The sequence below is a fragment of the Paraglaciecola sp. IT1134 genome, from assembly GCF_058068185.1.
The window spans coordinates 1298465-1320466 of the sequence record NZ_CM176486.1 but is presented as its reverse complement, the minus strand read 5'-3'; the positions used below and the strand labels follow the sequence as shown (position 1 = coordinate 1320466).

Below are 22002 nucleotides of genomic sequence, written 5' to 3'. Positions count from 1 at the left end.
CAAGCTACTCAGTAACCGTTTGCTCTAGAGATGTTTACTGTTCAAGGCTTACTTTATAAACCCTCATTATCGGTGCTTTTTCGAACTCACTTTGACTTTTATCCTCGTTACCATAAAGTACAAACAATTTTTGGCTAGACTCTTGATAGTCGGCAGCAATAATATCTGAACGAGTGTGCTGCTTGTCAAAGATGCCATATTTATAGGGTTGAATTTGATGAGATTTTTTTAATCCGGCCTTAACCGCAACGAAATCTTCAACATTAAACAACCAAAAATAATTGTATATGTCTTTTGCAGCTAAAGCGCAGGGGCCGGCACATAATTTGCCATTGTCTTGAGTGGCTTTATAACCGATACCACTCTTATGCCCCCCCGAATCCCCAATCACAAAATAGCTAGACGTTTTAGGAATAATAAAACCGTAATGGGCCGACGAGACCTCTGTCCATAGATCATTATTGCGGGCCTTATTATATTGGTCAGCTATAATCGGTTTATTAACACTAAAATCCATATACTTGTCGGTTAAAATCAGCCCGGAACTTTCCTTACTATTGAGTATTCCCCAAAATTGAGCGCCAAATGCACTTGGGCCTATACTTGAACGAGAATTAATAGGATAGGAGCTTGCATTACCGACTAAATATTCAGAGCTGAGTGCTGTTTGCCAATGTTCTGGAATTTTACTTATCCAGCCTGCTGCATGTGCAGCACCTTGTAAATTAAAGAAACCATCGATAGGGCTCTTAGCCAAATCATTAACCTTACGAACGATAAAGGTCGTGTTTTTGACATTACCGTTCGCATCGTAGTACTCCATACCGTTCACTACTAGCTGCTCTTCAATGACAGCCATACCCGATATTCTGTTGATATTCTGAGGATTACCATTTTTCACTCGTGGGATAACTTTACTAAATGGCTGCTCAAATATGGCCATAGGCCATTCACTAATATCTTCTGACAAACTCAAGGCCGGTACAGTAAGCTCGGCAATAGCTTGATGATTCGCGTGCCCAACGATAAAAAAAGAATTTTTTAACGGGCGAAGGGCAAATATTCCCTGAGCATAACCTAGTCGTGAGGCTCCCTTGGTACCGACAGGCAGCCTGAAACCACCTAAATATTCTAATGTTTGGGCGCTAGGCAAATATAAGGGCATGGTCACGGATTCTTTTTCTTTAGTCACACCAGAAAAAGCAGTAAATAAACCGAGCAATGCGATAAGATAGGCTTGTTTAAAGTGAGTAATTGATCTTTTCATGATATCCATTTCAACTTTAGTTAATATAAAAATAGCAAGACCCCCATTGTAGATGTTAGCAGGGTGGCAGGTAACTTAAACTTTCACTGTCGTTAACGTTAATAAGCAATTTAAGCAATTTGTGATAGGCAATCAATGATCAGCATTTTCCTTTTTTTCGGCAGTTTTGTTTCCAGTTTTATTCTGTCGTTAAGACATGCCGCTATATTTGCATTTGTACTTTATCAACTGATCTACTTTTTTCACCCGCAAAACCGTTGGTGGGGTTCGATGGTCCCTGATGTCAGTTATTCATATTTTTCGGTTGTGTTCATGGCAGTCATTCTTGCCATTAATTGGTCTACTACTCAGCAAAACAAGATACTCAGTATCCCATCGTTTAGGTGGATGTATGTATTTGTAGCTATTTATTCTATTGTTTCTTTCTGGGCTCTTTTTCCAGGGTATCACGCCAATGCACTTGAGCCATTAATAAAAGTCGCAATAATCATGACTATTGCATACAAAATATGCACGAATATCAAAGCCCTTGACTATATGGTGTATGGATTTATCGCAGGTGCAGCGTATATTGGATATTACACTTTTCAAGTTGGCAGAAACTCAGGCAATCGTGTTGAGGGCATTGGTATGGTTGATGCCCCTGATAGCAATGGCGTTGCAGCAGCCATTGCCCCTGCAGCAATCGCCTGTTTATATTATTTCTGGGTCAATACCAACATTAAGTTAAAAGTACCCTTTATTATTGCAGGGGCTTTTATTGTTAACGGTTTAATGTTGATCAATAGTCGTGGAGCAATGTTAGGGTTAGCCGTGGGTGGCGCCTATTTTATGTGGAAGCTGTTCTTTTCTCCTGTACAGCGTAAATCTCAAAAACTCACAGTTGTATTGATCACCCTCGCAGGTTTAGCTTCTCTGGTGTATATATCAGATAAAACTGCAGTTGAACGTTTCTTTTCTATCGCTGACGAAACTGAAGTTCAGGAGAATACTGAAACGGGCGCAACCAGAATGGTATTTTGGCAAGCTGCCTGGGATATGGCTAAAGATTATCCATTAGGTTTAGGCCGGGGGGGATTTGAAATTAACGCCCCACTTTATATCCCGGCTAATATTAATACCGGACGTAGTCGCAATAGAGCAGTGCATTCTTCCTGGTTTGAAGCCCTATCGGAAGCGGGTTACCCAGGCTTTATTGCCTTAATAATGATGGTTATTGCATCTTTTTTAATGACTAAAAAATGTAAAAAAGTCTTAAATACGGATAAATATATTGAGGACTATTTTAAAGTTGTCGCTATAGAGGCAATGCTGATCACATTTATGGTGACCATGACATTTTTAAGCCGCATGCGGGCAGAGATATTCTATTGGTGTATTTTATTTGCGGCCTGCGCCTTCAACATATACTACTTGCGTAAATTGCATTTACAAAGGGAGACAATTGAAGCACCTACTGCAAATAAACAAAAGTCAAAGCAGCAGATCCTTACAACCTAAACGCAGTAATAGTTATAGTGACCTGGTAAAGGGAATGTTGTTAATCAACATATTCCGGTTACCAAGTCACATTAACAGAATGATTTATGCTAACCTCCTTGAAATTTCAGCTTAAACTGCGCTTTTAGCTTCCTGAGATAATCCCCGAGAGGGAGTTTCAAGCCCCGATCATTCGCCACCTTTAATGCGGTTGAATAATCCCCTTTCCAATAGTAATGCCGAAATGACTGTAATTCCGCGGCAGAAATGGTGTGTTTGGTGGCCTGTATATAGTCTTGTGGCAAAATATTTTTATGTAAAATATCTTCCAAAATAATTGCTTTACCCAACAAATTTGCCGAAATATTGTCAGACATGTTATTACCGTGTCGCCTTAACTTGACGGTTCTAAGGCTCGTACATGCCCCAACAGTGTTTAGCAATACTCTTCTGGTAAAGTCTGAATCTTCGGAATTCATACGGCTGTATTTCTTATCTATCCCCCCCGTTTTTTCATATACGCCTTTGGTAAATGCCCAAGCTGACGGAAAGGACGGATTAAAATTCAAAAAATCTATATAGGCATCTTTGTTCAATAAAATAGCATCGCCGTTACGTTTATTCACAACCCCATTCCACCATCCTTCAGGTGCGGTTGAAAAATGGTCATAATCTTGTTCAGCTCTGTCACCAAATTGACTATGGTTAGAAAATACATATTCAGCATCGGGGAAAGCCGCTATAACCTTGGCCAATTCTTCTAAGTGGTTAGGTTCCCAAAGATCATCGTCATCATTGCAAGCAATCCATTTATAGTTACATTTCTCGACCGCAACTTTGCGTGAAGTTCCACAACCTACGTTTGCAATTTTTTCGTAATAAATTAAATCACTATATGGCTTCAACACCTCTTCTGTATCATCTGATGAGCCATCATCAATGACAATAATTTCTTTTGGTTTTAATGTTTGGTTTAAGACACTTTCAATTGTCTCTACAATGTAATCTTTTCTGTTATATGAATGTATAGCGACAGAAAAATCTATCATATTGGCTATCCTTTGTTCGTCACTCTCTGCTATTAGCAGAAATAAATGCTTGATTATAGTTGATAATAAAATCAGAAAATCACGCTGAAATTAACGGTAACAGAACGCCAATGTGCTAAATCGACGTTTAGTATTTTCTCAATATCAGTAATATCGTCACTGAATCTAATGGCCAACTTGGGGGAATACAGGGAATACAGGTATTACCGAATTTACCCGCATTTTTGCGGGCGACCTCCCTCACCCACTGCGACAATGGTGAGGCATTAAGTAAATCGTTTAGCAACACTGGCCACCGAATAGCCATTGCCCGCTACTTGGCGAATAGTTACTTTTTTAAATTCACCGAGATATTTTTTATCTCACAACACGTTTTACCTTACTTCGATTTCTAAGTAAAAAATGTCTTCCAATTTAGGGGAGGCTCATTAACCTATTCCAACCTGCACGATAAAAATAAAGTTTATTCATTATAAAACATACGCAAAACGACTAATCAGAAAACGGCTCTTTACCAAAATACCGGATTTTGATCCCATCAATCACATTCATTTTGAACATATATTTCAACCAAATTAGTTTGTTATGACAAATATACAAGCATCGAGTCAAAATACCTAAAGCGCTCTCCTCTCCTGAAGTCTCATAACCAAATCTATTGAGCGTATTTGCAGCAACTTTATCAAATAAGCTTATCTGCTGGTTAGTAAGACTTTTTTTCCATTTATAATAGTTGCCTCTTTTGACTGTCGATAACAAAGAGCTAAGACTATCCGGATCATAAGACTCTCCTAGAAATTCATAAAACTGCGCTACATATTCTTCTGTGTTGTCTAGAAGATCCTCATAGCGAAGCTCAAAAAGCTGACCTTTTCCCTTTAACTCTGCGAGTATAGGCGCCTCTTTATTTAATGTTCGCCAATACTCAGCGCAGGCATATATGTTATTCGGCCCCCAGTCTTTTTCTAATAAAGATAAGGCGACATCCCGCCCATCTCTAACAATATAAATATATTTGGCGTCAGGAAAGAGCTTATATATGATTTCCAGCTCCAGTAAATACCATGGGGTCTTTTCGCCCCAACACTCATTGTCACTTCCATTTCGACTCATGGAACACAGTTTATCTACTAACTCTTGATATGAAACATTTCCATTGAAGCTGTTGAAAAATTCTTCATAGATCAAATTTAACTTCCACTGCATTACTGCCCGTTCAGACAAAATATCATCTAACAAGCTAGAAAAATTTGAGAATTGATTTAAATCGCCATATTTCGTTAATTTTTTATAAAATTTGGGAATAAAGTGTGTTTCAAAAGGAGCCTTGAACCGAGTATGTGTTAACAGGCTAGCCAAAAATGTGGTGCCAGACCTAGGCGCGCCTAAAATAAAAACCTGTTTTATTTCAACCACTTACACTTTACTCCCAATTATAAAAATATGAATTTTTCAAACAACAAAACAGGCCACACACGATACTGTTTTCTTCCCCAAAAAAACTCGAACCCCTAACCTTAGCAAAAGTCGATACATAAAAAAGCCCGGGAATATGGCATCGTCAATACCAAAAAATGGGCTGATCTTTATTTAGTGCATGCTTTTAGCTATTACGGAAAAGATATAGAGATACGTTTTGGCGCCTATAAATAGAATGATAATGCCAGTGATATTTAATCAGACAAAGACATTGATGTCATTCCAAAATTTTCAAATTCAATAACATGTAGCGTTGATTCGTCTACCATGAGAGTCGTCAGTCAAGAATCACCATGCTGGGGGGAATGTCGATATGCCCACTGATGTATCAAGTTGTTTGCTCATCACTTCTACCTTGTGCCTTACTGTAGGAGAAAATAGGAGAAATTTCTGTGCCCACAGTAATGGGTTGGGTTTGATAGCAATTGATTTTTCTAACCGGCTTCACACTTAACCCCATCACCTGACTTCATTTAACGCATCTGGCACTACCCGGGCGGTAGGCTTTTTACGCACCAATCTTCAGTCACCTGTGATTAGCTGCTTCGGCGGGGTTTACTGAGGCTGGCGAGTTACAATTTAACTAATTTACTGCGTCACGAATCGTTTAAATCACACGTAACTCCGGTTAAGATAGCGTTATAAATGCTTTATCCATAACATTTTTTAACTAAGCGAACCGAATTTTTGAAAATACTATTTTTGTCTCACCGTATCCCCTTTCCACCGAATAAAGGGGAGAAGATCAGAACATTTCACCAACTAAAATATTTGTGTGAACAGGGTCATCAAGTCAGTGTATTGGCGCCCTATGAAGACCCTGATGAAATTGCGTTTTTTCAAGCATTGCAAAAGCAGTATGCGGTGCAAGCCCAGGGTGTACGACTAACCAACAAAGCCTACCGTTTGTTCAGTGGTTTACTCAAAGGCAAAGCCTTGAGTGTGAGTAACTTTTATAGTTCAGAGCTCCAGCAACGTCTGGATGAGACCCTGCTAAATGGCCAGTTTGATGTTTTGGTATGCACTGCGTCGAGCATGGCGGAATATGTGTTTAAAAGTAAAGCCCCTTGCCTAAAGTTACAAGATAACAGCCTTCGCCTTTATATGGACTTTATGGATCTCGATTCAGATAAATGGCGGCAGTACGCCCAGCGTGCGTCTTTTCCTATGACAGTCGTTTATCGCCGGGAGCACAAATTAATCGCTGAATTTGAACGGGAAATTGCCAGGCGTTTTAATGCATGTTTTTTTATTACCGATGCTGAAACCGAGCTGTTTAAACAAAATGCGCCGAACGCAAACAACATTTTTGCAGTTGAAAATGGCATTGACACTCTCACCTTCAAACCTGCTGAAATCACACCTGAACTGGCCCCGCCAGTGCTTTTATTCACCGGTGTAATGGATTATGCACCCAATGTCGATGCAGTCTTATGGTTTGTAGAGCATGTTTGGCAAGACATTTTAAGCCGCTGGCCCGATGCGCAGTTTATTGTCGCCGGAATGAACCCCGTAGATAAAATACAAGCCCTTGCTAAGATTGAAGGGATCACTGTGACCGGTTTTGTCGATGACATCATGCCCTACTTCGCTAGAGCTAATATATTTATCGCCCCATTTCGTATTGCCAGGGGCGTGCAAAACAAAGTATTGCAAGCCTTTGCCTGCGGTATTCCCGTGGTGTCTACGCCCATGGGCGCCGAGGGTATCAGATGTGAGCAAGATGAAAGTATCTTATTAGCTGAGTCTCCTCAGGAGTTTATCAAACATATAACAAGCTTGTGCACCGATAAAACCCTTTATGGGCGGATTTCATCCAACGCCTTGTCAGTTATTCTTGAGCAGTATGCATGGGACAGTATATTGCAGCCATTTGAGCAAGTTATTACTGGCAATATAAAAAACACTGACCAACAAATTGAGCCGATCCGATGAAAACCCAACTAAAAAAAGCCATAGGGCTAGTCTGTATGTTGTTGGTTTTACCTTTGTATATTTGTTTTTGTTTAAGCTGCTTAGTGATGTGCAAAGATAGGGTTTTTAGTACCTACTCTCAATTACTCAGTTTGTTACCGGGTTTTTTGGGCACTCAGTTGCGCTTGGGTTTTTACCGCCTAAGCTTGAACCATTGTGAACATGACGTAGTCATTTCTTTTGCTACCTTGTTTTCTCAAGTGGATACAGATATATATCAGGGTGTGTATATTGGCCCTCAATGTAATATAGGCCGTTGCTCTATAGGTGAAAACTGTTTATTGGGCAGTGGTGTTCATATCATGAGTGGTAAAGGGCAGCACAATTTTGGCGATTTGAACACGCCAATAAAAGACCAAGGTGGTGACTTTGAAAAAATCACCATAGGTGAAGATAGTTGGATAGGCAATGGGGCGCTGATTATGGCCAATATAGGTAAACAATCGATTGTGGCCGCAGGCTCAGTTGTCATAAGTGACGTACCAGATTACGCCATAGTAGGCGGAAACCCGGCTAAAGTACTAAAAATGCGTAAATAATCTGCCTGTCGAATGTTCGACTTGAAGGGTCCTATTCGGAAATGGTTAATGGAGAAAGCTATGTTTGAACACATCAAAACTGTGATGCACTGTCGTTTGTGTGCTTTGGTCGTTGGCGCAGGAGTGCATCTGGCCGTGGTATTTTGCTTGGTGTTGCCCCTAACTGGTCTCGCCCAAGACTCATCGCCAATTGCGTCTGCTTTCTCCATTGAAGTATCTGATGTGCAAGCTTTGTATAAAGCACTTAATAAGGCCAACAAAGAGGGCAACACGGAAATAGTGCTAACACCGGGCAACTATCAACTAAGCAAAACCATCAATATTAAAGCTGCGCATATCAGTTTAATCGCTAAATCGACAAAACCTGGTGACACTCGCCTGATTGGCCTTGGCATGCGGAATAATCGCCAAGTAGAAAATTTGATCAACGTGAATGCAAAATACTTCACCCTAGACGGTTTAACGCTATCTGATGCCGGTAATCATCTTATCCAGATAAATGGCGAGCGTGATGCTGATTTTGTTATTCTGCGCAACTGTGTATTACAGGATAGCTTTCAACAGCTGGTAAAGGTCACCACAGACGATAAAAGTGAAAACTCCAGTGATTATGGTGTGGTAGAAAACTGCGAGTTCAAATTCACCAAAGGCATAGGTCCTAACTATTATATTGGCGGCATAGATGCTCATAAAGCGAAAGGTTGGGTAGTAAAACACAATATTTTCAGAAATATTGCCAGCCCGGGCAAACGCGTGGCCGAACACGCCATCCATTTCTGGAATGGGGCGAGCAATATAGTGGTCGAAAACAATATTATCATCGATTGTGACCGGGGTATCGGCTTTGGCCTGCAAGGTAAACCCGCCTCAGGGGGCGCGATAGTAAAGAACTTAATCGTGCATCACGACAATAATCACCCTAATGCAGACGTAGGCATTTTACTTGAAGATACTCCGGATACCCAGGTGTTAGACAATCGAGTATTTTTCGCCAACTCTTACCCCAATGCTATCGAGTATCGTTTTGCTAAAACCAAGGGCATAGTAATAGCTGACAATCAAACCAACAAACCCATACGTCAACGCGATGGGGCAACAGCACTACTGATTGACAATAAGCGGGTTAAGCATTTAGAAGACATGGTAAGCGAAAGGGAACTGGCAATCATAGCACAGCAGTAGTTAGGCTACTTTTGCCTGCAGGCGAACCCTATTGCGCCCGTTTTTGTTATCATTAACTTACCGGTTACACCAAGGCGACAGCGACCTTTGTTAACGTGATTGATATGTGCCCAGTATTTCGGTCATTGGGTAACGCTAAAGGCCACTATGGTTTTTGAAAAAAAACACTCAATAGGCCATTTGGCTGTTCAGAACAAAAAATTCAACATCTAGAATGAGTCTCAACTACACCCTAGATACGTTGCTTAATCACCATTTTTTGTACGGCCAATACAGATAACATAGGTTAAACGAACAACACTAATTACTCATGGCTTTAAGCAAGATTTTATTTTTTTCAGCTCGCCTGTCGATTGCTCTAGTAACCGTTTTCTCACATAAATTGGCAAGGGCAATCGTCAACACTAAAGCAATAAAAAACAGGGTGAGATCTGTTTTATTGGTCTCTATATCGTTTTTTAGCAGTAACCAATAAATAAAACAGCCTGCCGTGGTATGAAACAGATAAACAGGGTAAGAGTAGGCTCCAAGCGCTTTATCAAGCTTTTTTAGTTTGAAACTCTTAGGCTTCCAGCCAAATAACACGGTTATCAGCAATATACTCAAGGGGATATTGATCCACCCGGTTAACATAATTAGCTTCCATGAAATCTCAGCGTACATGACAGGAAAAAAATAATTGCTTACTGGCGCCATGAGAATATTGACCGTGTATAGCAGAGTTACAATTATGCTAGCCTTGGGGATCTGACGTAAAATATTAATCAGAAAAGCTTGATGATGAAAGATCAGCGCACCTGATGAAAATGCCAGAGATGCTGTGAAAAAACTACCATGTTCAACCCCTAAATTTCCGCTTGTATACATCCCATAAATATACAAAATCACACTAACCGCAAACCAAATATGGGTAGAAAGTTTGCTCTTAGAAATTCCTGCAGCAATTGCCACGTAAAAAAATAGCGTTATGGTTATTGCCCAAGAGGGTGGTAACAACCTTGGTTCGATACTTGATGGACGAAAGCTCGGATAAACGAGTGTTAAATTTGACAAAATCTCGCCCAATGTTTCAGGAAAGTACATTTTTGAGTTGTATTGAGCAGAAAACTCTTCTCCAACCACGAATATAACTAACATCGCCAATATCAAAAATATCCAATAAGTAGGATACAACCTTAACACCCTATTTTTAAAAAACGATATTTGCCCCTGCATCGTATAGGCATAGCTTTTGTGCATAATGAGTGTCATCAAAAATCCACTGATGATAAAAATGGATTCTACCGCCAGGCTCCCAATAGCGGGTAGCGCTAAAAGATGAAACGCCATAACAGAAATCGATAGTGAAAAACGAAAAATACCAAACATACTAATTACGTTCCTCAGCCATACGAGTTTTGATTCCCCAAAGTAGGTAGGTAATCATAATTAAAATTAATCCTTAAATATCAGCCAAAATGGCGACGTAATGATCGACTAAATCTAACGCCACTCAGTCGTTATCTGTCGGTTATCTATTATTCTTACTGCAGCAATGTAGCCTGTTCGTTGCCATTATCGGAATTAGACGAAATACCGATGACATCATATTGCATATCATCAAACTGGTCGAAAAAATCACGCCTGCGGTCAACTTGGCGCCCCACAGCCGGAACCGTCCAGGTAAAATTGCGGATGGCCTCGGCCTGGGAAAATAAGGCTTCTGCTGTGGTATGCGTGTCTCGCAGCACATCAGGGTGAATTTCTAACAGTATAATTAGGGTTTCGGCTCGCCCAAACATGTCAACGGCTCCCGCCATGACCTGTTGCTCCTGGCCTTCCACATCAATCTTTACGACTAAGGAGTCGCAAATGACAATGTCATTATGGTCTTTAACCCATTGATCCAGACTGACAACCGCTACATCAGCGTCATCACCTTCTTCACAAGCAACGATATGCCCCTCGTGATCATTCACCCGCGCCAAATTGGCTGCCAACCTGGCGCTGCCATTGAAATTAGAGACTGCGGCTTGCACAGCCAATGTCGAGCAGTTTATTTGTTTAAGATTACTGTGTAATAAACTAAACGACCTGGGATTAGGCTCGAAGGCAATCACATTATCCAGGTTAGAGCACTTAGTGGCTACTAAAGAAGATACCGTACCTATATCAGCGCCAAGGTCGAATAAAGTGAAAGGCCGCCGTAAGTCTGCAAGCAACTCACAAAACGGGCTAAATTCCTGCAGGTAGTAATTTTGTGGGCCCTTCTCCAGCCAAAAACACCACTCCACCAAAGGCACTAAAAATTGTCTGTCATCTATTTTGTGGGCTATTAACCTATGCCCTAAGTGTTTAACGCACCACAGATAAAAACGATGTTTTCCCGGCCATTCTGTACATTGTAACCGCACAAATAGCTTGTTCAGCCAGCCACTGAATGCTACAGGATTGTGAGCCGCTGGCGAAAACTTATTCGAAGATAATGTCATAGAGCTGTCTTAAAGGGGAAAGCTTGCATTTAGTTGGGCAAATTTATTCATGAGCATATTTTTAAAATCAGCCGTGTCTTGAGTAATAGAAATATTCTCGCTTTGCTGCGACAAGATGATTATGCCGCTACCGACATGATTACCTTGCATAATTCGGTAAATTTCGTACAACTTAGCCGTTTTTTTATCCGTCAATACTTTACCGTCCACAACATACCAGTGAGTCAACAAACGCACACTTTGGGAGTTAACTATTTGTTCAACTGCAAATGTCAGCTCTTCAGGCCCTGTAAAATTATCGCGACTGTCCAGAGTCCAGGATTTTTCCAAATAAAGGCGATTTAATGAGCTGATTAACTCCCCTTGCCCTTTGGGATACCAAGCGATATACATATCGATCACCTGATTTTCATGGGTAATAGTTCCCTGCTTTGCGTCATAGGCATCAATGAATTCCGGACTCCAGTTAGGCGCGACCTGTCCGCCAGCAACTGGCTGAAACATAACGACCCGGTTTATTCTATGGGCGGCTGACACCGGTTCAAGCTGAGATAAAATAACCTGGTACCAGGCAGCAAAACTAAACGTCAGGATCAGCAATACACCTACAGAAGTAACCCATACTTTTACCGGCACTAGTGCACCTGACTCAGTTGACACTGGTTGCACCTTTAAATCCGCGGTTTTCTCCCGGATCAGTTCACCTATAGCAATCAAACAAATGATCACAAAACTGAAAAAGACCCAACCGTATATTAAATGATCGGCACCTACTGCATGCTCCATATTGGTCAAATGGCCAGTCAGAATAATACCAAATACCCGTATTGCATTAGCCAACACAGGAAACAGGATAGCAATCGCCATAAACAGGATTTTGCGTGATGCAGATTGAATATTTAAATAGGCGTAAAGGGAGCCGATAACGATAGAGGCAATAAAAAAACTAATACCCGAGCAAGCCTCTGCTACCAAGAAGCGTCCTTCGGGGATTTCAATATACAAACCGGATTTAAATATTGGGACACCTGACCAATTTAACATGACCACAGACATGTCTGCGGTAATCTGCTGCAAAGTCGGTATCAACTCTTCCCCAACGGGGATACAAAACAGGATAAAAAATAGTGGGAAAGTGATTTTGGCAGCAAGTTTATTACCCAAAAAAAACCATATACTCAAGGGTAGAAACGTGAAGGTCGCAACATGCATAAACAACTGCACACCGCCTGATAGCCCGATGGCATAAAGCAATAAACTGCCTATGCACGGCAACAACAGCCAATAATTGGGTGCGATAACATAAGGTGCCAGTTGCGCGCGTTTTAAATAGATAAAAAAGCCAACAGCCGGTAATACAAATAAACAATGATTAAAAATATCCGAAATCAGCCAGATATCGATAGCCGTGCGCAGACCTTGCCAAAACACCACACACCAGGTAAATACAATGAGTACTAACCCGAAGATAACAGCTTTACTATTTCCTTCTCCGGGCTGCTTTAGAGCCGAGCTTACAACCATAACTACAACCTTTTACTTAGCAGAAATGTTATAAACGTCCCTCATGGTGCCCCATGAAAAGTCGACTAATAAACGTTCCAATTTGGCGTAAGTTTTATCTAAATTGACATAATGCCTGAATCTGGATTTTAACGGAGCATGATTTAATCGTGGCTGCTCACTGTCTATTTCCCAAGGATGGAAATAAAATGAATAAGGTTGTTTTTCTTTTTTCAAATAGCTAGAAACTAATGATTTGGTCAGTTGATAGGGATAAAGTCTAAAGTACCCTCCCCCGCCTATAGGCGTTTGTTTACCTAATATCTTCAAGGTGGGGATCGGAATTTCGGTGATCCCTTCTTTACGCATATAAGCAAAACGTGGCCAATCCGGTGTGCCATATAAATCATGTTTAACCGGGTAAGTGCTCGAACTGTATTGGAAACCAAGCTCTGCCAATACTTCGAAGGCCCACTCATTGTCATAACCAATAGAAAAACTCGGAGCACGATATCCTGCCATGCGCTCCCCTAACAGATCTTCAAGGTGGTCTTTTGACCGCGTGACATCCACTTTAAATTCTTGAGGAGTCTGCTCGGTTGCCCGGCGGTGAGCATAACCATGGCTGGCTATTTCGTGGCCTTGAGCATGAATGTCCTTGATCAATTGCGGATAACGCTCTGCTACCCATCCCAAAACGAAAAACGTCGATTTCACGTTATATTTAGCAAAAAGCTCCAGCAGGCGACGTGTGTTGGCTTCAACTCGAGGCTGATAATCTTTCCACTGCTCTGGGGTAATAATGGATTCAAAAGCGGATACGTGAAAAAAATCCTCAACATCCACTGTCATGGCGTTTAGTACATTAGTATGCAAAATTATCTTCCTTTACCAAACAACACAACTTCTACTGTGCGAATTAAAATAAGAATATCCAACATCAAGCTTTGATGTTTGACGTAATACAAATCAAATTTCAATTTTTCCATGGAATCTTCCACACTCGCCCCATAGGGATAATTTAGCTGCGCCCATCCAGCCAGACCAGGTTTAACATTGTGCCGCTGGTTGTAATAAGGTATTTCCCGAATGAGTTGCTCAACAAATTGAGGTCTCTCGGGGCGTGGGCCGATAAATGACATTTCACCACGAAAAACGTTGAGCAATTGTGGCAATTCGTCGATCCGGTATTTACGAATAAACTGGCCAACCCGTGTGACTCGTGTGTCATTGGCGGTGGCCCACTTGGCGCCATCCTTCTCTGCGTCGGCACGCATGCTTCTAAATTTGATTATTTTAAAGAGTTTACCGTTTAAGCCAACTCGTTCCTGTTTGTAAAACACAGAAGACTTTGTTTTATTGTTATCTTCAAAATAAATAATTAGGCCTGTAAGTACCATAAACGGCCAGGCTATCATCAATACAACAAAGGCCAGAACGGTATTCAAGGCATAATCCAACGCATCTCGAAGGTAGTTTTGTGAATTAAACCCATTGGAGTAAATCACCCAACTTGGATACATCAGATTAACTACTATTTGGCCGGTTTCCCGCTCCATGAAGTCCAACAGATCGGTGACTTCTACCCCTCTAAGACGGCAATCGAACAAGATTTCCACCGGTAGCGTGCCACGGCGCTGGTCACAAGCAATAACCACTTCGTCGATATCATTGTCGGCGATAAAATTACGAAAATTTTCGTCAATCTTCACGTGGATTAATTTTTCGTTTTGAATACCTTCTTCTCGGTTATCACCTGGAATGGGAATAAAACCCAACAGTTCAAACCCAAATCGGTCGACTTCTCTACGCATTCTGCGTTCAATAATCGACGCCCGTTCACCGGCACCAATGACGATGATTTTGGTCTGTCCCAGACCAAGCAAACCTAATCGATTGATAAAATAGCGAAAAATAACCAGGGCAATAATCGACAGTCCTGCGGCAATTGGCAAAAAGTATTGGTGCAGCTCAATGTAATTGAGCGCTGTGTTACCCAGGATTTCCATCATGAAATATCCCAGAGCCACACTGACAAAAATGCGCCGGATTATGCCTCTAAAGGTTTCCCTTAACTTAGATTCATATAAACCTACAGATAACGCTGACACGATGACTAAAAATGTAAATAGCCCGATGTAGAGTGACAAGTTACCTATAGTCGGGGCAACGGTGTCAGTTATTTTATTCACCACTCCCAATGTTAAGTAGAGAATATAGCCAACAATTGACGCTTCTAAAATCATCAAAATATTGGAACGACGTACTTCTTTTCGATTAACAAAACTCATTAATCACTTCCTCACTTTTGAACGGCAACATAGCTTTATAATTTTTATACATAATTAAGTAATTGAGATTCACAGATTTTTTCTGCTTTTTCATTATTTTATAGTTGTGAAATAAGTCGAAAACTTGGTACATTGGCGACCGATGAGTTCAACACATGGGGCCACAATTTACATGAAGACTAACAAAATAGCATTCTTCAATTTACTATTTTTAATAATTTTAACTACGGCGGGATGTAGCAGTAGTAGTAGCAGCAATTTGCCAGGCGCATCTACCTACCCTTCTTTAACAACTTCTGTCAGTAATTATCAATATCTGATTGGTCCTGGAGACAGGCTGTCGATATTTGTATGGCGCAACCCCGATATTTCAGGCTCTTTTGTAGTCAGACCCGACGGTAAGGTAACAACCTCATTGGTGGAAGATGTCGACGTTACGGGAAAAACCCCAGGGGCACTTGCTCGTGAACTGGAAACAGAACTCGGCAAATATATAAATAATCCGCGGGTTACCGTTAGCGTTACTGGCTTTGCTGGTCCATTAAGTGAGCAAGTTCGGGTAATAGGTGAAGCAACTAATCCCAGTGCGATCAACTACACCCAACAAATGACCTTGTTGGATTTAATGATAAAAGTCGGTGGCTTGACTCAGTTTGCTTCAGGCAATGATGCTAAACTGGTGCGCACAATTAACGGTACGCAAAAGACTTTTGATTTGAACATAGATGCGCTTATCAAAGATGGCGATATTCGACAAAATATCGATATATTACCAGGTGACATCATCATTATTCCAGAAGCTTGGTTTTAGTAGACAATAGATATACGGACGTTTAAATGCAGGATTTACAAAAAACGATCGAGTTACTGATCGATTACCTTAAGGGTGTGTGGGTAAAAAAGCGCTACGTTATGATATGCACCTGGTTGATTTGTCCAATTGGTTTTGCATACGTCGCCTCACTGCCTGATACCTATGAGTCACAAGCGCGAGTTTACGTAGATACACGCTCGGTATTACAACCATTATTAAGAGGTCTGGCAATTCAAACCAATCCTCAACAAGAAATTTCAATGATGGTTAAGACCTTGCTGAGTCGCCCAAACCTGGAAATCATTGGCCGAGAATCAGACTTGGATGTAACGGCTATTACACCGGCTGATTATGAAGCGATGATTGCAGATTTGAGTAGCAATATTCGCTTACGCTCTGCCGGTCGGGATAATTTATTTACTATTTCATATTCTAATAAAGACCCCCAGATGGCCAAAACTGTGGTTCAGGAAACCCTGGATTTGTTTGTTGAAGGTGCCCTTGGCAGTTCACGCAAGGATTCGGATTCAGCCAGTCGTTTTATAGAAGAACAAATAGATGAATACGAAAGCCGTTTGACCTCTTCCGAACAACGCGTGGCGGATTTTAAACGTAAATATGCTGCTCTGTTACCTAATAAGGGCAGTTTTTATAACAATTTCACTGAGTTACAATCGCAGTTGGAGCAAACAGAGCTTACCATCAAAGAAACCGAGCAACAGATCAAAGCGTTGACCGGCGAAATACAGGGAGAAAGCTCGCAGGTAGACGGTTTTGCAGTCAAACCTTCCAATTCTGAAGCGACGTTAACGACGCGTTATGACACTAGGATCCGCAGTCTGGAAGAAAGGCTTGACGAACTGATGCTCAAATATACTGAGTTGCATCCGGATGTAATTGAATCCCAGAATTTGCTGGAATCGTTACAAAAAGCGCGGCAAGGCGAAATAGATGAATACCTGTCATCTGACGATGCCAATAATGTGAATGGTTCATTTAGTGCCCTGTCTACTGAAATACGCATTGAGATCAGTCGTTTGCAAAGTTTGGTCGCTTCACTGCAAGTTAGACGTGCAAACTTTCAAGGTAAGATTGACAACCTAAAACAAAAAATTGATTTAGTGCCACAAATAGAAGCGGAATTCACTGCGCTAAACCGGGATTACGGCATTACTAAACGTAAATATGAAGAGTTGTTGTCTAGACGGGAATCAGCAGATTTGGCCCAAAAGGCCGATGTATCCTCAGAAGATGTACAATTTAGAGTCATAGATCCCCCTTTGGCCCCTCGTACACCTAGTGGTCCTAATCGTTTAATCGGCTATACAGCCGTGGTCTTTATCGGCTTCGCAGCCGGGCTTGCCATTGCATTTTTAATTAGTCAACTTAACCCCATACTCACCCGAGGGCGACAATTGACGGCTTTGACTTCTTACCCGGTGTTAGGAGTAGTGAGCCACCTTAACCGCGCGGCCATGCGTAAAGACAACAGAACGAGAATATTGGTATTTATGGTGTCTTCCAGTTTAATTTTCGCCATGTATGGTGTGTTGATGGGCGCTGAAATGCTCCAAATTAACTTATTTGCGAGGGTATTCGCATGAATACAATAGAACGCGCACTTTCGAAGCAGAATGCCGCTAAAAAGGACGAGCCGGCCCCTGTACACACACCGGAACCAGTCAAAACCACGCCTGCTGCCAGCCTCAATCAACCGAGTCGAGTCGAAAGCAGCGCTGGACATATCGAAATTGATCTGGTGGCGATGGAAGAAAAAGGCTTTGTTTCAACCAGTGCCCAACGCAGGTTAATTAATGAAGAATATCGGGCTATTAAACGGAAAATTTTGGATAACGCCTTCGGTGCCCTGTCCAAATCGTTAACTAATAGCAATATCGTCATGATCACCAGCTCCAGACCAGGGGAAGGAAAAACCTTTACCGCTGTGAATCTGGCTCTGAGTATTGCTTTAGAACAGGATAAAACTGTATTGCTTGTGGATGCAGACGTGCTGCGCCCTAATGTAATGCGTACCCTGGAGCAGGAAAATCAGGAAGGTTTGATGGAATACCTTCTCGGTGAAAAAAACGATATCTCAGAGGTCATGTACAATACCAATGTGCCCAACTTGAGAATTATTGCCGCTGGAAAGTCTCACCATTTATCAACTGAGTTGCTCGCCAGTGAAAAGATGTATGAAGTGGTGCAGGAATTCGCTAATCGTTATACAGATCGAGTGGTTATTGTGGACACTCCCCCATTACTGGGTATAAACGAAACGGCTATTTTGGCTAATCTGGCCGGTCAAGCCATAGTAGTAACAGAAGAAAACTCCACAAAACTTTCTGATATACAACAAGCCGTCAGTCAACTTAATCCGGAAATGGCCATTGGCTTTGTGGTTAACAAAGGACAAAAGATAACCAATGACGGTTCAGGTTACGGTTATTATTATTACGGGGGAGGGAATTAGTGGCAGACAAAACGACATCACCGGCACGCAACAAACTTATCCTGGTTGCCGCATTTACTTGCAGTTATCCAAATTTGTTGGTAGCCGGAGAGTTGCAAATAAAGCCATCTGTTAGCAGCACAGGTTATCTTTACCAAACCGACCGTGGTTCCCAGGCAAGCGTTAATAATGCGGCAGTCCTGGTTAAACCTAAGGTCGTTGGCATCTATTCGGCGCGTAAAGCTTCGGCATCAGTGGTGGTAGATCACTCGATTGTGCAACAAAAAAACGATGACCCAGGGGCTAATAAAAATTTTACCGAAATGAGATATGTTTCCGGCATAAACCTTATTGACCACGTTATGTCGTTGTCGCTATCGGGAGATCAAAGTTACCGTGTCCTCGACGCCGCCCAGAGTTTGGTTAGTGACAAAGTATTGGCAGCTGGTGAGCTAACAAAAACCCGCACAAATAGTGCAGCACTAAGCTTAAGTGTACCTAAACCACAGTATTTAGGGGCAACGCTGCAAACCTCGTATTCCACTACCAATTCAGAGGAATCCTTGACCAGCACCACCAACACCAGCACCCTCGGCATTGACGGCGAGAACATGCGACTCGATGCCCAAATTTATCAAGGTAGCAGATTCAACCGTGTCAGCTTTTCTCTTGCCAGTAGTTATAACGATACCTCACGTGCTAGTGGTCAAGACTTTGTATCGACCATTTCCAGTGCGCGTATTGGGGTTGGCTTAAGCCAAGATATAAATTTTGTATTGGTTGGTAATGATAGTAATTACGATGTAGATGAGCAAAGCTTAAATGCCCAACGGACAAACTTAGATACCACCAGTTATGGCGCCGGTTTCATGTGGCAGCCAAGGGATGATCGTAGCATCGAGCTGACTTACAACGAACTCGATGAAGGCGTAAATAGCAGCCGCTTTGTGGGCTTCAATACCAACTGGGCATTTTCATCACGCACGGCTGTGCAGTTTGATTACAGTAAACGTTTTTATGGCGATGCTTATGACTTCGGTTTTAAATATAACTTGAAATCTTTTCGTAGCTCTGCCAGTTACAGCGAGAGTGTGACCTCGTATTCTCGCCTTAGTGTTACCGAAGGGCCAAGCAGTATGTTTGTATGCCCTCTTGGCTCTATTGATTTAGCGGATTGTTTCCAGCCTGATTCCCTGGATTATGTATTGCAAGCCGGTGAAGAATTCAGAGCAGCGGGCTTACTGTTCGCCGATATCAGTGATGAAATTTTATTTCGTAAAGCAGGTCGTTTAAGCCTGGGTTACGACAAACGTCGGCTAAAAGCGTCACTAAATTTATCGGTCAATACCACCGAATATCTTGAGTCTGATCGTCAGCAAGAATCAAAAATTCTAGGCCTGAGTTTATCTTACAAGCTTGGTAGGCGCACCAACGTTGGACTGAACACCAGTTATTCCACAGTCAATTACAGTGGCTCAGATACGCAAAACGATGTTATTAATCTTTCAGCTTCTTTTACGCGCACCCTGAGCAAACAATTATCAATGGACGTCACTGCCCGGTATATTAACCGAGAAACAGACGATGCTAGCCGGGACTTGACCGATTCGCGCCTCACCGTTGGTTTAAATTATCAGTTTAACTAGTTCGCAGAACTAGAGATCCAGTCCTTTTTTGTCTCTCTCAAATAAGGACTGCAAATCACTTTTGCCTTGTTGGCTGATGTCGATTAATTGTTGCAAATCAAATTGCTTGCTCGCACTAATATTAACTAAATTATTGTCATGTGCAGCAAATAAGCTCACCAGACGCTGAGCATCTACTTCACTATAGCCATTTTCTTTCAGCACTAACTCGGCAGCATCTAACCCGGCAGAAAATACTTCCCGCACACTGTGATGTACTCCTAAGGCAGTACATTGTATTGCCCCCATACGATTACGGACCCGAGCAATAATTTTGATGTGTGCATAATGTTCACGCACCAGACGAATAATTTTTTGGCATTCTTGCTCATTGTCAATGGCGACCAATATAAGTTTCACCTTGCCTATCCCTGCTGTGCGCAATATATCAAGGCGACTGGCATCACCGTAAAATACCTTGCTACCAAATTTTTTCAAAAACTCAATTTGTTCGGCATCTTTGTCAAGTGCGATAAAAGGGATCTTGTTTGCGGTTAAGATCCGCGCCGAAACTTGACCAAATCGTCCCAGGCCAGCAATCAAAACACGGGGTTCATTTTCATCGGCTGTTGTGTCATAAACTGCGGGGCAGTTTTTACTGTTAAACCAGATACTGTGCAAAATAACCACGGGGGATGTCAGTGCCATGGATATGCCCACTATCAGGGTCACTTGGTCGGCGACAAGCTCACTAAGTAAGCCCGTTCCTGCGGCCTGTGCCATCACCACAAAGGCAAACTCTCCTCCCTGGGACAGCATTAATCCAATACGCATGGCGTCTGTGCCCTGTTGCTTAGCCCCACGTAAAATTAGGTAAATTATTACCGTTTTGGTCAACACCAACACCACACTTGCCAGTAAGATAAACCCAGGCTCTGACACCAACAGGTCCAAATTAAGATTCATGCCTATGGCAATAAAAAACAACCCCAGAAACAAGCCTTTAAACGGCCCTATTTCTGTTTCCAGCTGGTGTTTGAAACTTGAATTGGCTAACAAAATTCCGGCTACAAAGGCTCCCATTCCCATAGACAAGCCCGCCTGTTGCATACACAAAGCGGTGGCTATCACGATCAACAAGGCGGCCGCCGTCATGACTTCTGAATTGCCATACAGGGAGACCAACTTCAGTAAAGGGTTAATTAAAAATCTGCCGACGATTAATACCAAACAAATGGCTAAAACACTGACCCACCACTGGGGGCCTGCCTCTACGTCGCCGGGTGATAAACTTTCCACCAGCAACAAAATAGGAATAACGGCTACGTCTTGCATGAGCAAGATAGCAAAACCTTGCTGCCCAGGGGGACTGTTGAGTACCCTGTGCTCTTCCATTAATTGCACCGCAAATGCGGTAGAGGATAACGCTACCGAAAGGCCAACAATAACCGCAGTTAGCAAAGGCAGTGCTAGGATCCAATGCGCCATCAGGGCGATAAAAAGTGCACTGAATACCAATTGACTACCACCTGACACTAATATTCGGTTGCGCATCTTCCATAATTGCTGGGGATCAAGCTCTAGCCCAATAATAAACAACAGAAAGACCACTCCCAGTTCAGCAAAGTGTAAAATCGTTTTAGGGTCGTTTACCCAGTCCATCACTGCCGGGCCAATAAATACCCCGGCGACCAGGTAACCCAAGATGGCCCCAAGTTTTAACTTTTTAAAGATGGGTACTGCCACCACTGCAGCCACCAAGAACACCACCGCCGAGCCCAATAAACTCATTCTGACTTACCTCTTTGTTACCCTATTGAAGGATGATAGCAGAGCCCTTTCTCAGAGTTACGATTAATGGTTAGAAGTATACGAGC

The 22002-nt window shown here is 42.1% G+C and carries 17 protein-coding genes; 8 read left to right on the top strand and 9 right to left on the bottom strand.

Annotation, left to right across the window (positions count from 1 at the left end; translation table 11 throughout):
* Nucleotides 1-34 precede the first annotated feature (34 nt).
* The gene (locus AC3RV5_RS05695; RefSeq protein ID WP_489730993.1) at nucleotides 35-1276 is read right to left on the bottom strand and encodes a hypothetical protein; all 1242 of its coding nucleotides are present in this window, start codon (nucleotides 1274-1276) and stop codon (nucleotides 35-37) included.
* Nucleotides 1277-1402: 126 nt separating this feature from the next.
* On the opposite strand from AC3RV5_RS05695, the gene AC3RV5_RS05690 reads away from it, so the two are divergent.
* Nucleotides 1403-2767: an O-antigen ligase family protein gene (locus AC3RV5_RS05690; RefSeq protein WP_489730992.1), complete on the top strand. Its 1365-nt coding sequence runs from the start codon at nucleotides 1403-1405 to the stop codon at nucleotides 2765-2767.
* An 89-nt stretch (nucleotides 2768-2856) separates the two neighbouring features.
* On the opposite strand, the gene AC3RV5_RS05685 is transcribed toward AC3RV5_RS05690, so the two are convergent.
* Nucleotides 2857-3795, bottom strand: a complete 939-nt coding sequence (locus AC3RV5_RS05685) for a glycosyltransferase family 2 protein (RefSeq protein ID WP_489730991.1) — start codon at nucleotides 3793-3795, stop codon at nucleotides 2857-2859.
* Between the two features lie 492 nt (nucleotides 3796-4287).
* On the bottom strand, nucleotides 4288-5211 hold the full coding sequence (locus tag AC3RV5_RS05680) for a sulfotransferase family protein (RefSeq protein WP_489730990.1): 924 nt from the start codon (nucleotides 5209-5211) through the stop codon (nucleotides 4288-4290).
* A gap of 750 nt (nucleotides 5212-5961) precedes the next feature.
* On the opposite strand from AC3RV5_RS05680, the gene AC3RV5_RS05675 reads away from it, so the two are divergent.
* The 3 genes from AC3RV5_RS05675 to AC3RV5_RS05665 are packed head-to-tail and all read left to right on the top strand — an operon-like array spanning nucleotide 5962 to nucleotide 8969.
* Nucleotides 5962-7209 (top strand): TIGR03087 family PEP-CTERM/XrtA system glycosyltransferase, encoded by a 1248-nt coding sequence (locus tag AC3RV5_RS05675; protein WP_489730989.1) that lies wholly within the window; start codon nucleotides 5962-5964, stop codon nucleotides 7207-7209.
* Nucleotides 7206-7787, top strand: a complete 582-nt coding sequence (locus AC3RV5_RS05670; RefSeq protein WP_489730988.1) for an acyltransferase — start codon at nucleotides 7206-7208, stop codon at nucleotides 7785-7787. Before AC3RV5_RS05675 ends, AC3RV5_RS05670 begins: the two co-directional genes overlap by 4 nt.
* Before the next feature lie 60 nt (nucleotides 7788-7847).
* The gene (locus tag AC3RV5_RS05665) at nucleotides 7848-8969 is read left to right on the top strand and encodes a right-handed parallel beta-helix repeat-containing protein (protein WP_489730987.1); all 1122 of its coding nucleotides are present in this window, start codon (nucleotides 7848-7850) and stop codon (nucleotides 8967-8969) included.
* Nucleotides 8970-9269: 300 nt separating this feature from the next.
* On the opposite strand, the gene AC3RV5_RS05660 is transcribed toward AC3RV5_RS05665, so the two are convergent.
* From AC3RV5_RS05660 to AC3RV5_RS05640, 5 genes are all read right to left on the bottom strand, one after another.
* Nucleotides 9270-10337, bottom strand: a complete 1068-nt coding sequence (locus AC3RV5_RS05660; RefSeq protein ID WP_489730986.1) for an acyltransferase family protein — start codon at nucleotides 10335-10337, stop codon at nucleotides 9270-9272.
* A gap of 155 nt (nucleotides 10338-10492) precedes the next feature.
* On the bottom strand, nucleotides 10493-11440 hold the full coding sequence (locus AC3RV5_RS05655; protein ID WP_489730985.1) for an FkbM family methyltransferase: 948 nt from the start codon (nucleotides 11438-11440) through the stop codon (nucleotides 10493-10495).
* A 9-nt stretch (nucleotides 11441-11449) separates the two neighbouring features.
* Entirely contained in the window at nucleotides 11450-12964 is a 1515-nt protein-coding gene (gene xrtA, locus AC3RV5_RS05650; RefSeq protein ID WP_489730984.1) for an exosortase A, read from the bottom strand.
* A 12-nt stretch (nucleotides 12965-12976) separates the two neighbouring features.
* The gene (locus AC3RV5_RS05645; RefSeq protein ID WP_489730983.1) at nucleotides 12977-13819 is read right to left on the bottom strand and encodes an XrtA system polysaccharide deacetylase; all 843 of its coding nucleotides are present in this window, start codon (nucleotides 13817-13819) and stop codon (nucleotides 12977-12979) included.
* 2 nt (nucleotides 13820-13821) lie between these two features.
* A complete protein-coding gene (locus AC3RV5_RS05640) occupies nucleotides 13822-15234 on the bottom strand; it encodes a TIGR03013 family XrtA/PEP-CTERM system glycosyltransferase (RefSeq protein WP_489730982.1) in 1413 nt (470 codons plus the stop codon).
* Nucleotides 15235-15406: 172 nt separating this feature from the next.
* Between AC3RV5_RS05640 and AC3RV5_RS05635 the strand changes: the two genes are divergently transcribed.
* Genes AC3RV5_RS05635 through AC3RV5_RS05620 form a run of 4 tightly spaced genes read left to right on the top strand, consistent with a single transcriptional unit; the run spans nucleotide 15407 to nucleotide 20146 of the window.
* Nucleotides 15407-16045, top strand: coding sequence for an XrtA/PEP-CTERM system exopolysaccharide export protein (locus AC3RV5_RS05635; RefSeq protein WP_489730981.1), 639 nt, complete (start codon nucleotides 15407-15409; stop codon nucleotides 16043-16045).
* Nucleotides 16046-16071: 26 nt separating this feature from the next.
* Nucleotides 16072-17652, top strand: coding sequence for an XrtA system polysaccharide chain length determinant (locus tag AC3RV5_RS05630; protein ID WP_489730980.1), 1581 nt, complete (start codon nucleotides 16072-16074; stop codon nucleotides 17650-17652).
* Nucleotides 17649-18521 (top strand): XrtA-associated tyrosine autokinase, encoded by an 873-nt coding sequence (locus tag AC3RV5_RS05625; RefSeq protein ID WP_489730979.1) that lies wholly within the window; start codon nucleotides 17649-17651, stop codon nucleotides 18519-18521. Before AC3RV5_RS05630 ends, AC3RV5_RS05625 begins: the two co-directional genes overlap by 4 nt.
* Entirely contained in the window at nucleotides 18521-20146 is a 1626-nt protein-coding gene (locus AC3RV5_RS05620) for a DUF481 domain-containing protein (protein ID WP_489730978.1), read from the top strand. Before AC3RV5_RS05625 ends, AC3RV5_RS05620 begins: the two co-directional genes overlap by 1 nt.
* A gap of 9 nt (nucleotides 20147-20155) precedes the next feature.
* Here the strand turns inward: AC3RV5_RS05620 and AC3RV5_RS05615 are convergent, their stop codons facing one another.
* Complete coding sequence (locus AC3RV5_RS05615; protein WP_489730977.1) at nucleotides 20156-21916, bottom strand: monovalent cation:proton antiporter-2 (CPA2) family protein; 1761 nt, start codon at nucleotides 21914-21916, stop codon at nucleotides 20156-20158.
* Nucleotides 21917-22002 lie beyond the last annotated feature (86 nt).